Origin of the sequence: Sphingomonas phyllosphaerae, from assembly GCF_036946485.1 — a bacterium.
In the GTDB taxonomy this organism is placed as follows: domain Bacteria; phylum Pseudomonadota; class Alphaproteobacteria; order Sphingomonadales; family Sphingomonadaceae; genus Sphingomonas; species Sphingomonas phyllosphaerae_E.
Map to the genome: position 1 here is coordinate 26,826 of NZ_JAQIJA010000003.1, position 15,589 is coordinate 42,414.

At 62.2% G+C, this 15,589-nt stretch carries 14 protein-coding genes; 6 read left to right on the forward strand and 8 right to left on the reverse strand.

The genetic code is table 11. The annotated features are described in order from the left end of the window. Positions 1-90 precede the first annotated feature (90 nt). From PGN16_RS07435 to PGN16_RS07465, 7 genes are all read right to left on the reverse strand, one after another. Complete coding sequence (locus PGN16_RS07435) at positions 91-819, reverse strand: class I SAM-dependent methyltransferase (RefSeq protein ID WP_335308783.1); 729 nt, start codon at positions 817-819, stop codon at positions 91-93. 34 nt (positions 820-853) lie between these two features. After that, positions 854-1,867 carry a glycosyltransferase family 2 protein gene (locus tag PGN16_RS07440; RefSeq protein ID WP_335308784.1) on the reverse strand — a complete coding sequence of 338 codons (1,014 nt, stop codon included), beginning with the start codon at positions 1,865-1,867 and terminating at the stop codon, positions 854-856. A 214-nt stretch (positions 1,868-2,081) separates the two neighbouring features. After that, positions 2,082-3,416 (reverse strand): lipopolysaccharide biosynthesis protein RfbH, encoded by a 1,335-nt coding sequence (gene rfbH, locus PGN16_RS07445; protein ID WP_335308785.1) that lies wholly within the window; start codon positions 3,414-3,416, stop codon positions 2,082-2,084. An 11-nt stretch (positions 3,417-3,427) separates the two neighbouring features. Further along, entirely contained in the window at positions 3,428-4,534 is a 1,107-nt protein-coding gene (gene rfbG, locus PGN16_RS07450; protein WP_335308786.1) for a CDP-glucose 4,6-dehydratase, read from the reverse strand. Next, on the reverse strand, positions 4,531-5,301 hold the full coding sequence (rfbF, locus tag PGN16_RS07455) for a glucose-1-phosphate cytidylyltransferase (RefSeq protein ID WP_335308787.1): 771 nt from the start codon (positions 5,299-5,301) through the stop codon (positions 4,531-4,533). Before rfbF ends, rfbG begins: the two co-directional genes overlap by 4 nt. An 11-nt stretch (positions 5,302-5,312) precedes the next feature. Next, positions 5,313-5,573: a hypothetical protein gene (locus PGN16_RS07460; protein ID WP_335308788.1), complete on the reverse strand. Its 261-nt coding sequence runs from the start codon at positions 5,571-5,573 to the stop codon at positions 5,313-5,315. Next, positions 5,500-6,300, reverse strand: coding sequence for an FAD-binding oxidoreductase (locus PGN16_RS07465; RefSeq protein WP_335308789.1), 801 nt, complete (start codon positions 6,298-6,300; stop codon positions 5,500-5,502). The genes PGN16_RS07460 and PGN16_RS07465 overlap by 74 nt, the downstream gene beginning before the upstream one ends. Positions 6,301-6,477: 177 nt before the next feature. Between PGN16_RS07465 and PGN16_RS07470 the strand changes: the two genes are divergently transcribed. Continuing rightward, positions 6,478-6,768, forward strand: a complete 291-nt coding sequence (locus tag PGN16_RS07470) for a hypothetical protein (protein ID WP_335308790.1) — start codon at positions 6,478-6,480, stop codon at positions 6,766-6,768. Positions 6,769-6,775: 7 nt separating this feature from the next. Beyond that, the gene (locus tag PGN16_RS07475) at positions 6,776-7,963 is read left to right on the forward strand and encodes a glycosyltransferase family 4 protein (protein WP_335308791.1); all 1,188 of its coding nucleotides are present in this window, start codon (positions 6,776-6,778) and stop codon (positions 7,961-7,963) included. A 184-nt stretch (positions 7,964-8,147) separates the two neighbouring features. Here PGN16_RS07475 and PGN16_RS07480 read toward each other — a convergent pair whose 3' ends face one another. Further along, on the reverse strand, positions 8,148-9,773 hold the full coding sequence (locus PGN16_RS07480; protein WP_335308792.1) for a hypothetical protein: 1,626 nt from the start codon (positions 9,771-9,773) through the stop codon (positions 8,148-8,150). Positions 9,774-10,126: 353 nt separating this feature from the next. On the opposite strand from PGN16_RS07480, the gene PGN16_RS07485 reads away from it, so the two are divergent. The 4 genes from PGN16_RS07485 (at position 10,127) to PGN16_RS07500 (ending at position 15,588) form a co-directional block, all read left to right on the forward strand. After that, positions 10,127-11,392: an O-antigen ligase family protein gene (locus tag PGN16_RS07485; RefSeq protein ID WP_335308793.1), complete on the forward strand. Its 1,266-nt coding sequence runs from the start codon at positions 10,127-10,129 to the stop codon at positions 11,390-11,392. Positions 11,393-11,481: 89 nt separating this feature from the next. Then, a complete protein-coding gene (locus PGN16_RS07490) occupies positions 11,482-12,180 on the forward strand; it encodes a polysaccharide biosynthesis/export family protein (RefSeq protein WP_335308794.1) in 699 nt (232 codons plus the stop codon). Between the two features lie 14 nt (positions 12,181-12,194). After that, positions 12,195-14,408, forward strand: coding sequence for a GumC family protein (locus tag PGN16_RS07495; RefSeq protein ID WP_335308795.1), 2,214 nt, complete (start codon positions 12,195-12,197; stop codon positions 14,406-14,408). Next, positions 14,389-15,588 (forward strand): hypothetical protein, encoded by a 1,200-nt coding sequence (locus tag PGN16_RS07500; protein ID WP_335308796.1) that lies wholly within the window; start codon positions 14,389-14,391, stop codon positions 15,586-15,588. Before PGN16_RS07495 ends, PGN16_RS07500 begins: the two co-directional genes overlap by 20 nt. Position 15,589 lies beyond the last annotated feature (1 nt).

Genomic DNA, 15,589 nt, shown 5'->3' on the forward strand with positions numbered 1-15,589 from the left:
AGGAGCAATCTTTTCCGCACGCTGTCTTTGCATCCTTGTACATTGGTTGCTTGGCGGCCCGGCTAAGAACGAGTAGGTGTCGATCTCTGCTTAAGGCTGGACTGACCTGTCATTGGCGACGTCGTCCACGCGGCGCAGCACGATGGTGAGATTGTGGTAGAAGGACATATCGTGCAGCCCGTAGAGGGCGCTCACGCCCCGCTCGACTAGCCTGCGCAGTAAGGCGCGGCCATGTTTCGCGATGCGAGCAGGAAAGCGGCCATGCCGGGGGATCGCGGTGTCACCGGCGCGCTGGATGACGAAGGGCTTGCCTACGATAAGTTGCCCTATCTTCGTCTTAGTCAGGGTAGTGACGTGCGTCACGTCGCTATGCTGAACGATCCCGCCAAACGGACTTGCCCCATTCGGGAAGCGAGCAATCAAATGTCCGCCTGGACGCAGTAGAATAGCGGCCTTGTCAAGCAAGTCGCGAATTTGCTGATGCGTTAAGTGTTCGAATACATCAAACGCCGCTATCACACCAAACTGACCTTTCAGGGCCTCTGCTTGTGTCAGGTCAGTATCCAGTATGGTGACGCCACGACGGGCAGCTAGCTGCTTACCTTGCGACGAAATCTCCGTTCCATACAGTTCAGCGCCCTGATCTCGCAACCAAGCCAACAGAGCGCCACTACCGAAACCTATCTCTAAAACCCTTTCGTTTTTTACAGAGATTTCCGAGAACTCCGCCCCGTAATAAGCCCGTTCGTAATCACTAACGATCATGAACTGACTCTCACCCCAACCTTTCCATTCGGAATATCTATCGTAATCTTCCACTCCACCACTCCATATTATCATACATGATGAGCAATCAGAAACTTATCTTTTTATGCGCATCTTTTATCGTCGACCTATATAAAAAGCGCATCAATAGAATGGCATGACGTGGAATTATCGCGATAGTGAATGTGTTTGTCCAGAAGGCGGGTATTTTCCAATAATAGCGGATGGACATAGGTATCGCCTGCTTCCAGTAGCGAAGACTTGCTCCGCTGATTTTGGCATTCAGGAAGTGCATCTTGATATAGAAAGTAGCGACCTTCCGCATCGTTTCCCAATAGACTGGATTATCACGACCCAGCGTGTCGCCGAAGGCCTGCTCGAACCCGACCAGATCGATCCGGGTGCGGTCGAACTCGTTGCTGGTCACTGCACCGTCGTTGCCGCTGCGCCAACCGACCAGCCGATCCGGAATGCAGATCCAGGTTGATTGGTCATCCAGTGCGCGCGCGAGGACATATATTTGAATATACCCGTTGAAATATTGCTCGACAGGTGAAGACTCGACCGCCGCATTCCAGGCTTGTCTGCGTATAATGATGCTAGAAATGTAGCCCATTCCCCAAGGACCAATCCCGGCAACGATATTGTCGCGTCCGTGCAGCATCGTCTCAGTCGGGAAGTCAGTCGAGATATGGTCGTTCAGGTATATGCGACTGGAAAGATCCGTGCTGTAGCCGTTCGATCCTATACTGACGCCGGTGGGCTCCTTGTGATGAGCGAAGAGCTGTTCGATGCGGGCAAAGGCGCCATCTTCCAAAATATCATCGCTGCCGAAAAGCCAGCAATAGTCGCTGCTTGCCAACGTGACGACTTTCAGCATGTTGCGATCAAAGCCGATATTCTCCGGCAGTCGTTTGTAGATAATTGACAGACCTGCCTGAGTGAAATCGTTAATTACAGCGGTCGTATCGTCAGTCGATGCGTTGTCGCTGATGACGATCTCCACGGCCAGTGCATGTCCGGTCTGGTGAACGACGCTGTTCAGCAGTTCCCACAACTGCGGTGCCCTGTTGTAGGTGGGAATACAGAGCGAGATGCGCATGACAGATCCTTCAGACGTTCACGGTCGCGGCGCGCGCATGTGACCGTTGGCGCATGGGCAGCGCCCAGGCAGCCGCCAGCAGGAAACAGGCGATCAGGCCGACGTTCATGGCAGCCGACCTATCCAACGCGCATGCAGCGTCAGCAGAGTGAGGCTCAGTGCCGCCTGAACTCCCGCAACAGATTGTATAAATAAGGTATCAATGCGGAAAACCTTAGAAATTTAAGCCAAAAAACTCTTCGAGCTTGTCGCCGACATAGTCGAAATGCTCCTGACCCAAGGCTGGGAAAAGCCCTAGCCAGAAGGTGTTGTTCATCACCCGGTCGGTCTGGGTGAGGTCACCAACTACGCGGTAGTTGACGTGCTCGAAATAGGGCTGGCGTGTCAGGTTGCCGGCGAACAGCAGGCGGGTGCCGATCTTGTTCTGATCGAGGAAACGGGTAACGTCCACGCGCTTGGCGTCCACCCCGTCGCGGAGCATCAGGGGAAAGCCAAACCAGGACGGGTTCGAATTGGGCGTGGCCTCGGGCAGGATGAAGATCTCTTCCAGGCTGCCGCGGAACCGCTCGGTAAGCAGGTCGAAATTGCGCCGGCGCGCTGCAATGAAGCCTTCCGCGCGGTCGAGCTGCGCCAAGCCGCAGGCGGCCTGCATGTCGGTGATCTTCAGGTTGTAACCGAGATGTGAATACACGTACTTATGATCATAGCCGAACGGCAGCGAACCATGCTGCTGGCCGAATCGGCTGCCGCAGGTGTTATCGCAACCCGGCGCACAATAGCAGTCGCGGCCCCAGTCGCGGATGCTTTCGATGATCGGGCGCAGCTCCAGCGACTGGGTGAACACGGCGCCGCCCTCGCCCATGGTGATGTGGTGGGCGGGGTAGAAGCTGACGGTCGCGACATCGCCCCACAGGCCGACATTCTTGTGCTGGCCGGTTGTCTCGTCGAGATAGGTAGCGCCGAGTGCGTCGCAGCAATCCTCGACCAGCCAAAGGTCGTATTTGTCGCACAAACGGCGCACCTCAGCGAGGTTGAACGTATTGCCCAGCGTATGGGCGATCATGATCGCGCCCGTCTTGTCGGTGATCGCTGCCTCGATCAGGCTGGCATCGACATTGTAGGTCGGCACCTCGACGTCAACGAATACCGGCACCAGGCCATGCTGGATCGACGGGTTCACCGTGGTCGGAAAGCCGGCCGCGACGGTGATCACCTCGTCTCCGGGCTTCAGCCGGCGATCGCCCAGTTTGGGGGAGGTGAGGCACGACAGCGCCAGCAGGTTGGCCGAGGAGCCCGAGGTGGTGGTGAGGACGTAGGGCGCGCCCAGCAGCTTGGCGAGGCCCGCCTCGAACTCGGTGTTGAAGCGGCCCGTGGTCAGCCAGCCGTCAAGCGAGGCCTCCACCATCAATTCGATCTCGGGCGCACCGATCACCTTGCCCGCGGGCGGGATCACGCTTTCGCCTGGCACGAACGGCCGGGGGGCGAACTGGGCTGCGGCATATTGGCCGACCAGGGCGCGAATCTGCTTGCGGAGGTCGTCAGCGGTCATGTGTTCCATTCCTATACGGCGTGGGTGAGCGGGGCGCGGGCGAAGCGCTCCAGCTCGGCGTTGCAATGATCGTGCATGTCGGCACCCGCCAGCCAGGCACGCTGCCAGCTGACGATGCTCTCCAGCGCTTTGGCCAGCGACCAGCGCGGACCCCAGCCGAGCCTGACGCGGGCCTTGGAGATGTCGAGCTTGAGATAGTGCGCCTCATGCGGCTGGACGCTCTGGTCGCGCGTCCAGTCGGCGCCGTTGCCCCAAGCCGCGCACATCTTCTCGACGATCCACTGCACGGGGCGGGCATCGTCATCGCGCGGTCCGAAATTCCACGCCGCGGCCGCGGCCGCTGGGTCGTTCCACAAGGCTTGGCAAAGCACTAGATAGCCCGAGACCGGCTCCAGCACGTGCTGCCACGGGCGGATGGCGAGCGGGTTGCGGATCAGGACCGGCTCACCGGCGCTGACCGCGCGCAGGATGTCCGGGATCAGCCGGTCGACCGCCCAGTCGCCCCCGCCGATGACGTTGCCGGCGCGCCCCGAGGCGACCGCTGTCTTGCCTTCACCGAAGAACGAGCGGCGATAGGCGGAAACGACAAGCTCGGAACAGCCCTTGGAGTTGGAATAGGGGTCATAGCCGCCCATCGGCTCGTCCTCGCGATAGCCCCACACCCATTCGCGATTTTCATAACATTTGTCGGTGGTAACAATGCACGCCGCCCGCACGGAAGGGCTTTTGCGCACCGCCTCGAACAGGTGAACGGTCCCCATTACGTTGGTGGCATAGGTGCCGACCGGATCGTCATAGGAAGCGCGCACCAGCGGTTGGGCGGCCATGTGAATGACAATCTCGGGATCGGCTGCGACTAGCGCCTGTTCCAGCGTCTCGCGATCGCGGATGTCGCCAATGATCGAGGTCATGCCGGCTGCCACCCGCGCGACCTCGAACAGCGCCGGATCGGTCGGTGGGGCGAGCGCAAAGCCGGTCACTTCGGCACCCATCCGCTGTAGCCACAGCGACATCCAGCTACCTTTGAACCCGGTATGCCCGGTCAGGAACACGCGCTTGCCTGCCCAGAAGGCGGGATCAACGGTTCCGGAGGCAGTATGAGAGAGGGGGGCGCTCACCAGACGCGCCACGGCGCCTTGCCGGCATTCCACAGCGCATTGAGCTGTTGCTTGTCGCGCAGCGTGTCCATGGGCTGCCAGAAACCATGGTGCTCATAGGCCATCAGCTGGCCGTCGGCAGCCAAGCCGCGCAGCGGCTCCTGCTCCCAAGTGGTGTCATCGCCGGCGATGCGGTCGATCACCTTGGGGCTGAGCACGAAGAAGCCGCCGTTGATCATGCCGCCGTCGCCCTGGGGCTTTTCGGTGAAGTCGGTGATCTGCCCGTCTTCCATGTGCAGCGCGCCGAAGCGGCCGGGCGGATAGGTAGCGGTGAGCGTCGCGTCCTTTCCGTGCGCGCGGTGGAATTCGGCCGACGCGGTGATGTCGATATCGCCGACGCCGTCGCCATAGGTGAAGAAGAAGAACTCTTCGTCCTTCACATGCTCGGCCACGCGCTTGAGGCGGCCGCCCGTTAGGCTATGGTCGCCAGTGTCAATCAGCGTCACATTCCACGGCTCGGCACGCTCCTTGTGCACGATCATTTCGTTCTTGGTCATGTTGAACGTGACGTCGGACATGTGCAGGAAGTAGTTGGCGAAATACTCCTTGATCACATAGCCTTTGTAACCGCAGCAGATGATGAAATCGGTCACCCCGTGCGCGGCGTAGATCTTCAGGATGTGCCACAGGATCGGGCGGCCGCCGATCTCGATCATCGGCTTAGGACGAAGGCTCGTCTCCTCGGCGAAACGCGTGCCGAGACCGCCGGCGAGAATAACTGCCTTCATTGTGTGTGACCTCAGTTCGAACTGACGAATGCGTCGGAAAAGAAGCGTTTGGTCGGCAGGCCCAGTGCCAGAAAGCTCTCCCGGGCCGAAGCGATCATCGCCGTGGAGCCGCATGCATAGATCACGGTATCGGCGGGATCGATCCCACTCTTCACCGCTGCGTCCTGCACATACCCCCGAATGCCACCCCAATTTGTATCAGGGCCCGATAGCAGGTGATGGAAGCCGACGTCGAGCCCAAGATCGACCGGGGTCCCAGCAGAAGTTCTCACGTTCCCGGTTGCCCCAGAACACGCTGAGCCGGTGCCGGGCGGCGCGCGTCGGATCGGTCGCCAACTCCTCCAGCAGCGCCTTGACCGGCGCGATGCCGGTGCCGGTCGCCAGGAACACGATGTTGGCCGGACCGTCTTCGCGCAGAAAGAAGGTGCCGAACGGTCCCTCGATGCGCAGGAGGTCGTTCACCTTAGCGCGCTCGAACCAGAAGTCGCTAAGATGCCCGCCGGGATAGCGCTTGATGATCAGGTCGAGCAGGTTGTCCGCACGCGGCGCATTGGCCAGCGAATAACTGCGGCGCACGCCATCGGCGATGACGTCGACATACTGGCCGGGCAGAAAGCGCATGGGCGAGGTGGGCGGGTTTTTGAGCACGACCTTGACGATCTCGGGTGCCAGCCGGTCGATCGAGACGATGCGCGCCGGGATCGTCTTGATCTCGATGCCGGCAAGCCGGTCGAGCGGCTCCACGTCCAGCGCGACAGTCCCGGCTGCGGCACGGCAACAGGTGAGGATCAGGCCCTGTGCAACCTCTTCGGGGGACAGGCTCTCCGCCTCGGGGCGCAGGATCGTGGTGTCGCCGATGGCCGGCGCCTTGCAGATCCCGCAGCGCCCGGTGCGGCAGCTATATTCGAGCGTGACGCCGGCATTGCGCGCGGCATCCAGGATCGAGACGTTCGGATCCGCGTCGAACGACCGACCGGTGTTGAGGGTAACGACAGGCATATCAGGCTGCTGATAGAGGATTGTTGCAGACAGTCCAGTAACCCAGCCAAGAGCAAGCGTTCATTACGGGCATGGACCGGGCGGGCAAGGCAGTGTAGGCCTTGTGCCAGAGCGGCCGGCGATGACGATCGCATGGGCATTCTTGGGTGCCTTCCGGCTCAGGCAAGGAAGACGGACTTGTTCTGCCAAGTCGGCTATTTCGGCCCGCCGGAGGGATTAAAGAACGTCACCATTGATGGCCGCCCGAGCGGCCGTTCCGCTGCTTTTGCGCTGATTTCGATTGGGAATGCGATCCGTCAGCCGGTCAGCCATTTAATTGGTACGCTAAGCGCGCGCATGGGCAAGACGCCGATACCGCTAACCGACATGTTTGACCGTCAGAGCGTCGCGTTGGACGCCCGCAAATATCTTATAGACCGGATCGGGCGGCTTAGGTGCCGAGGCCGCCCTTCCTGTACACAAGGCTGATTTCATAATGAAGGTTGCCATTGTTCATGATTGGTTCGCCTCCAAAACAGGCGGAGAAACCTGCGTCGAGCAGCTGCTGAATCTTTATCCGCAGGCTGATGTCTTCACGCTGGTTGAGTTCTTGAGCGAGGAAGAAAGGGGTTTTCTCGACGGGCACCGTGTGACCACCAGCTTCCTCCAGCGGCTCCCCGGCGCGCGCAAGCGCTACCGCTCGTTCCTGCCCTTGATGCCGATCGCGATCGAGCAGCTCGACGTGACCGGCTATGATCTGGTCATCAGTACCAACTCGGCGGTCGCCAAGGGTGTCGTCACCGGGCCCGACCAGGTACATATTGCCTATACGTTCAGCCCGATCCGCTATGCTTGGGATCTGCAGGAAACCTATCTGCGCGAGTCCGGCATCACCCGCGGCCTGAAGAACATCTTTGCCCGGTCCATCCTGCATTATCTGCGGTTGTGGGACACGCGCACCGCCAACGGTGTAGATCATTTTGTCGCCATTTCGCACTTCATCGAACGGCGTATCCGCAAGGCGTATGGCCGTTCGTCCACGGTAATCTACCCGCCCGTCAATCTCGATCGCTTCGCCCTGTCGCATGCGCGCGAAGACTTCTACGTTACCATGTCGCGCTTAGTGCCCTACAAGCGAATCCCGCTGATCGTGGAGGCGTTTCGCGCGATGCCGGACCGCAAGCTGATCGTGATCGGCGATGGCCCCGACATGGAGGCCGCTCGCAGGCTGGCTGGCCCCAACGTCGTGCTGATGGGCCGCCAGCCCGATGCGGTGGTCGTCTCCCATCTCCAGCGCGCGAAGGCGTTCCTGTTTGCGGCCGAGGAGGATTTCGGCATCGCGCCCCTGGAAGCGCAGGCCTGTGGCACACCGGTGATCGCCTATGGCAAGGGGGGGGCGCTGGAAACGATCCGCGGGCACGACGGTGAAGGCCAGACAGGCGTATTCTTCGGCGAACAGACGGCAGACGCAGTCGTCGCGGCGGTCGAGCATCTCGACGCACGCCTGCACGCGATCACGCCGGAGGCATGCCGCGCCAATGCCCAGCGCTTCTCCACCGAACGTTTCCGCGACGAAATCACCCGCTTCGTCGATGCGGCGATGGCCTCGTACGACCGGGAAGTCGACGGACGGGTCTCCCCACCGGTCATGGCTGATCCCGCCATGCGCCCATTGATCGGCTAGAGCGTTACCGGACCAGGTTGGATTATCGGCACGGAGGAGATTTTGGTGTGGTGCGAGGCGTGAGGAGGGAGCGATGCAAAAGCATCGTGACCGACGAGCAACGCGGCATCACACCGAAAGCGCCCCGCCGCGCAGCGGTCGCCCGCAGGGCGATGGCGGTGGTTCAACCTGGTCCGGTAACGCTCTAGATCACGTCCGCCCACAGGCCGTTGAACAGGAAGCTTGCCTGATGCGCCTGGGCAAGGTTTACCAACATGCAGAAATGCGTCGCCCAAGGCGGCGCGGTTCGCTGGGTGCGGGACGAGGTAGGGGAAACCAGGACGAACCGATCGGTCGGCACCTTGACCGTCAGCGTACCAACCGTTTCCAGTCGTACGGTCACTGGCATTCGATAGGCGTCCTGCCCATCGATCCGTGCCCATCCCGGCGACGCGAACAATGTGCCGTCAGCGCCTGGCCGGGCGGGGTCACGACGCACTCGAAAGCCCGACAGCACCGTGTCGCCATCGCGCACCGGTAAGGCGATCAGCACGAACGCGGCCGCAGAGGTCGTGCCATATGCCTTGGCCGCGATCAGGCCACGTTCGCCAGCCACCCGACCCTTGGCGAGCTTGAGATTCGCGCCCGTCTGCGCGTAACGATCAACGATCGGCAACAGCGTGTCGTCGGTGCGCCATATGGTGTCCTGCCATTCGGCCGCGTGGAAATCGGGATCGGACAGCAAGGTGCGCCCTTCCTGCAGCCGATTGGGAAGGTCCCCGAAGTCAAACCCTTGCGTGCCGCGAACCAGCAACGCACCCGGTCCTCGTGCCCAGCAAGGCGGGCGGGAAGGGTCGCGGGTTGCCGAAGGGAAATTGTGCACCAGCATGTCGAGCAGATGCACCGATGCCCCTTGGCCCACATCCGCCAGGGTGTTCGCTCCCCAGGTCTTTGCTTGGTTGAGAAGCCAACCGCCGTCCAGCCGCACAAAACTACCATCTCCGGTGCAGCGTATCGGTCCGTCCTCCCACCGGCCGCTTTCGTGATGGCAGGAGGTAGCCAGTACCGATCCGGCCGTCACGTCGTACAGGATGGTCGTATAGTCGAGCGAGCAGCCTTGCAGTTGCAGCGACGCGCTGCTGTTCGCCATGCGAACGGCGACACGCGAATTGTAAAGCGTGCAGCCGATCAGCGTATTGCGCTCGCCATTGTCGTCGGCTGTCGGATAATCGACGCAGATGCCGCAGTTGAACACCTCGCAACGCAAGAACAGGTTGTTATAGGCATGACTACCGAACCGCACACCGATGCCGCAGCCGAAAACCGAAAGGTTTTCAACCAGCATCTGGGCCGAGGTGGCGATGTTCGGAGAGTCGAAGTCCACGCCGATGCTGGAGGTGTCCTGTCCGGCGCCCTTTATCCGTATTGCGCCTGAGATCATGCCCTTGCGACCGTAATTATTGTCCGGCTGCCGGCCCGGCACGCCCAAGGAACTGGCGGTGACCCGCAGGTACCGGCCCTGCCAGCCGCTGAAATCCAGCAAGGCGGTGCCGGTGAGCGAGACGTACGAAGTGTCGAGAGACAGGCCCGAGTTGCAGCGGTACGCTGTTCTGGCTTGCAGCAGCAGCGTGCCGCCCTGTGGCCGGGCGGCCAGCGCGTCCATCGCCCGCTGCAGGGCGGGTGCGTCGTCTACCACGCCATCGCCAACCGCGCCGAATTGTTCAGGCGTTACCGTCACTCCCGCGGATGGTGTGTTGCTTTGGCCTGCCGATGTACGGGCGGCTGCATCCGAACTGCCGGTCAGCGGCATGGTGGCCAATGCTCCCAGCATGGCCCGGCGCGATGCGGAATAGGGGTCGTTGATGGCGGCAACTCCGTGGCGGTTCCGGCCACTTCTACGCCCCTGACAGGGTCGCGTTCCAGCCGATCCGGCGCGAAAGCGTTGGCCTGCGTGCAAAGTACGACTATGGCCTGCCTCTACCGAGCGTCGCGGCGCACATTCTTTGTTGAGTAAACATGCAAGGCAGTCGTTCGCAAACGTCTCAACGGCACAGAAAGAAACGTGATCGCGGATCGCGGGGGCGCTCTTGGGCAGCCGGTAAGGGCGAGTTCCTACTGGCCGCTGCCTATCTCGTCGTCGTCAGCCTGTTTGGCGGGGGGCAGGTGGCCTGGACGCCAGGCAACATGACGATAGTTCTGGCGACGATCGTACTGGCGGTCACCTTTGCCTGGCAGGACGGCTTTGCCGCCTTTTCCAGGGCGCCGCTTGCCGGACGCATCGCACTAGCCGGTATTGCCGTCTGGCCGCTGTTGCAACTGGTCCCGCTGCCGTTCCCCTTGTGGCAGGCGCTGCCAGGTCAAGAACTACGACGCCTCACACTCGATCTGGCGGGCTCAGCGGATAGCTGGCAACCGTTGACGCTGGAGCCGACGGGCACCGCCTTATGCGCGCTTATGGCGATCGGCTTTGTCGCGTTTACCGGCTGGTTGATGCAACTTTCCAGCGACGATTTTCATCGCTTGTTCCTTGTCGCACTCGGCCTTGTTCTGCTCGGCATTCTGATCGGACTTCTCCAAGTCGTCAGCGACGGGCAGTTTCCGCAGCTTCAAGTTGATAACATGGGTGCCACGCTGCTCGGCTTTTTTGCTAACAAGAACCATATGGCGCTGGTGCTTGCCTGTTCGATCCTGTTGTTCGGCTTAGTGGTGAGCCGGCAGTTTGGGGCACGAGGTCAGCCGGCGGCGATGCAAATAAGGCGCCGCTTAATGGGGACGGGTTATACGGTGTTCGCGCTGGTGGCGATCGTGGTCACCAACAGTCGCGCCGGGCTGGGACTTGGCGCACTGGCGGCAGTGATCGTGCTGCTGGACTTGGCGCGGGGCGTCGCCTTGCGCTGGCGCATCGCGGCGGTTGCGGTTGTCGCAGCACTGGTTCTCGCCGTCATGTCCTCGTCGGCGTTCGAAGTCGTGGCCGGTCGCGTCGATGATGTCAGCGACGATTTGCGCTGGCGCTTTCTTGAATGGTCGTGGCCGCTGGCTGAGCGATATGGTTGGCTTGGCAGTGGGTTCGGATCGTTCCGAACCCTGTTCATCACGCAGGAACAGCTGGCCTGGGTGAAGCCTACGGTGGTCAATGCCGCGCATAACGATTACCTCCAGTTGCTGATCGAAGGCGGTGTACCGGCAATGGTGCTGCTGACGCTGCTGGTGCTGTCGCTCTTGCCGGGTATTGCTGCGCTGCACCGCCTTTCGCGGCGTGCGCAGGAGCGGCATGCGTTGCTGGCGGGGCTGTTCATCATCCTTCTGTACGCACTGCATAGTTTGGTCGACTATCCGCTGCGCCGGCCAGCAGCCTGGATCTTCTTCGCGCTTGCACTGGCGGCAGTCTATCGCGGTGCGGCCGCCGGCCGCGGCGACGCGGCAGGAGGCCCGCAAATCGAAGCAGCTTGATGGACAATGGACGCTGCTGCTAACAGACGCGGGGATTCAGAATGTCGGCAAGACATCATTCCCCCTCCTCATTGTACAAGGGTAAAGCGTTGCGTCTGAAATTCGCACCGGTCTTGGCGATCGTCGGCATGCTTTCGGGCTGTGGAGGTAAGCCCAGCATCCCGATGGGTGGCGGGTTGCCCCCGGCCGAGCGCGGCGGGATCATCACGCCGGTGGCCGCACAAGATTATCGCTTGGGACCGCTGGATACCTTGTCCATCAAGGTGTTCCGCGAGCCCGAACTCTCGTTCGAGAGCCTGCCGATATCTCTCAGCGGCAAGATTTCCTATCCGCTGCTTGGCGAATTGTCTGTTGCCGGCTTGTCCACCGCTGATGTGGCGCGTCAGCTCACCAACCGACTCAACGCGCGCTATCTGCGTAATGCCAGTGTGTCGGTTTCGCTGGATCGCGCGGCCAATTTCACAGTGACGCTGGACGGTGAGGTGCGCAAGCCCGGCGTCTACCAAATCCCTGGCGCGCGGCTCTCGCTGCTGCAGGCGATCGCGCTTGGCGAAGGGCTTACTGATAACGCCAAAAGCAATGAGATCGTCGTGATTCGTGAAGTAGAGGGCAAGCGCTACATCGCCCGGTTCGACCTGGACGACATCCGCGCCGGGCGATCACCCGATCCGCAGATCCAGCAGACGGACGTAATCGTGGTCGGCTATTCCTCCTTCGGCTCCCTGCTCAGGCTGACGCTGGCCGCCCTGCCGGGGATTGCCGGCCTCTTTATCGCGCTTAATCAGTAAGGCGGCCGGACAATATGCAGTTTCCATTCAATGGCGAGGCCGCCTTGCCGGCTTCCACCACCAACCTTCCGGGGCTTGTCCCGGACGGACGCGAGCCGTCCACCGGATCGACCCATGCGCTGCGCGAGATTTGGGCCTCGGCCTATCGCTCGCGGTTCTGGATCATCGGCATCTTTGCCGCGTGCATAGCCCTGTCAATCGTCGCCGCGCTACTCACCACGCGCCTGTACCAGGCGGTTGCCTCTGTTGAGGTGCGCCAGGAAGCGGCCAAAGTGCTGGGCACGGAGGCCGACCAGGAGCAATCGGCCAGTACCGATGCCGAACGCTTCCTGCAGACCCAGCTCGACATCGTGCGCAGCCGCGGCGTGGCCGAGGCGGTTGCCGAGCGTGAGGGGTTGTTCAACGGGGACGGCTTTCTCAAGGCAATGGGCCTGAACGACGAGGATGCGGCGGTACCGGCGGGCATGACCCCGCGCGAGGCGCACCGCGACCGCGTGCTGAAGCTGCTGCGAGGCGGTATGTCGGTGCGCTACACGGGCACCACGCGCATCGCGACCATCTCCTTCACCAGCCCCGATCCGCGGCTATCGGCGCGTATCGCCAACGCCTTTGCCGACGCCTACATCCGCAGCAACCTGTCGCGAAAGGCGGGCGCTTCGGTCTACGCGCTCGACTTCCTGCGCGGTCAGCTCGACGAGGCGCAGGCACGACTTGCCAAGTCGGAGCAGGCGGTGGTGGATTATGGCCGCCGCACGCGCATCGTGGATGCCGGCAACGCGGCGGGCAGCGGCGGCTCGTCCGACAGTTCCGCGCGCCCGCAGTCGCTCATCACGGCGCAGCTGGTGCAGCTCAACCAAGCGTATTCCACCGCCATTTCCGAGCGTATCGAGGCGCAGCAGAAGTGGGACCAGATCGCAAGGCTGCCGCCACTGAGCACGCCGGACGTGCTGACCAATAACGCGGTACAGCTCCTTCTCGAAAAGCGGGCGGACATCCAAAGTCAATATCAGCAGCAGCTGATCACGCGGCAGGAGGATTATCCCACGGTCGCCGCGGCCAAGGCGCAACTGCGCGAGCTCGACCGGCAGATCGGTGCGCTGGCCGGCAACATCCGCAACGGCATCCGCAACGCCTCTCAGATCGCCCAGGCGCGCGAACGGCAGCTGTCCGGAGAGATCGACAAGCTGAAGAACAGCACGCTGTCCGAGCAGAACCAAGGCATCGAGCTGTCAATCCTGCGCCGCGAGGCGGACACCAACAGGCAGCAATACGAAGCCCTGCTGCGCCGCTTCAACTCGCTGAATGCCGAGTCCGGCATCCAGACCAACAACCTGTCGGTCGTCGATCGCGCCAACGTTCCTGATCGCTCCTCTTGGCCCAAGCTCTCACTCAACCTGGCGCTCGCGCTGATCTTGGGCATGCTGCTGTCGGCTCTGTTCGTCTTCCTGCGCGAGCAGCTGTTCAGCGCGATCCGGACACCGGATGAAGTGCGCTCCGGCACGGGACTGGCGGTCCTGGGCGTGGTGCCTTCGTCCGATACGCCGGATGAGGATCTGGAAGATCCCAAGTCGTTCCAAAGCGATGCCTACAGCTCAGTGCGGACAAGTCTGTCCCTGCTGTCACCCAACGGTGTGCCGGCGACGATGATGTTCACCAGCACACAGCAGGGCGAGGGCAAGTCCACCGCCTGCCGGGCGCTTGCGCTCAGCCTGTCGCGGCTTGGCCGACGCGTCATCGTCATCGACGCCGACCTTCGCCGTCCCAACGTCCATCGCCTTTTCGGAGAGTCCAACCGCCAAGGGCTCAGCAACCTGTTGTCCGGCCAGATCGGAAGGGAACAGGCGATCCGCAGCAGTGCGGATGGCCGGATCGACTTTGTGGTCGCTGGTGACATTCCGCCCAACCCGACAGAGCTCGTCAACAGCCCGCAGATGGTGTCGCTGCTGCGCGACCTACGCGAAACCTATGACGCGGTGCTGGTCGATTCCGCACCGGTGTTGGGCCTTGCCGATGCGGTGATCCTGTCGAGCGAGGTGGAGGCCACAGTCTATGTCATCGAATCCGGACGTAACCCGGTGCGCCAGGTGCAGGCATCCCTGTCCCGCCTGGCCCAGGGTGGCGGCACGATCGTCGGCGCGATTCTGGTGAAGTTCGATCCGGGCCGGTTCGGCTATGGCTACGGCACGGAATATGGCTACAGCTACGATTATGCCGACCACAGCAAGTAAGCCGCCCGTTCTGCGGCGCGTGATGGCCGCGGGACTGACGGGCGCGGTGCTGCTGGCGGTGACGGCCTATGTCGTGCGTGCGGAAACCGCGCTTGTTGCGGTGCGTGGCGCCCGTCCGGGTGCGCTGCTGTCGAACCTGAAGGCGCAACCCGCCGTGCAGCTTGACCGGCTGAGCGATGAAACGGTGCGCGCCGCGATCGCCGCGGCACCTCTGGACCAGAGGGTCGTCAACGTCGCCATGGCCCGGGACGCGCGCCTGCATGGCGACACGCGGACGCCGGCCTGGCTGGAGGCGCTATCGCGGCTTGGCTGGCGCGACACCTTGTCCTTGCAGAACCGACTCTATGCCGTAGCACTCCGTGATGATCTTCTGGGCATCTTGGACATCACCGACGCGCTGTTGCGCCGACGTCAGCTAAGCGACCAGATTATCCCTATCGTGTCGCTGCTGGAGGGCGATGCACGTTCGCGGCCGATGCTTGTGCAGCGGCTGGCGGGCCGGCCCAAATGGCGCGAACAATATCTGGGGACGGTCGGCCATCTCGCCACGCGCGAGCAGCTTTTATCGCGTGTCGCGCTGTTGAACGCCTTGGAGCGGCACGGAGCGCTCGCCAAGGGCGAGGTGGTGCCCAGCATCAACTCTTTCGATCGTGCCGGCCTCACGGCTCAGGCCTTTGCACTGTGGCAGCGGGTGCAACCGGGGGTGACGCGCCCACTGGACGACGGGCATTTCGATCGGGCAGGCCGCAGCTTCGAGGCGGGGGAAGAACCCGTATTGTTCCAGTGGCAGTTGATGACCGGCGAGGGTTTCAGCGCCGACGTGACCCGCAACGGCGCGCAGGCGGCGCTAACGATCGACTGGAGTGGGCGCGGCGTGCCGATGTTCGCGCAGCAGCGCACCTCCGCCATGCCAGGTCGCTACGCACTGGATCTTGAGGTGCCTGCCGAAAAACGAGCGGAATTGCCGGCCTTTTCCTTCCGTCTAGCCTGCGGGAACGCGACGATACCCTTTGCCGCGATGGGTGTGGACCCGACGCGCCTGCGCACGATGGCGCCGGTCCCTTGCGCGTTTCCGACGTTGCAGATCGCCGGCGACCTGCAATCCTCCACAGTCGCGCACCAGATGACGATCAATCACGTTGCCCTGCGCCCGCTAGGCACCGCCCCCGAGGCGCACTGAG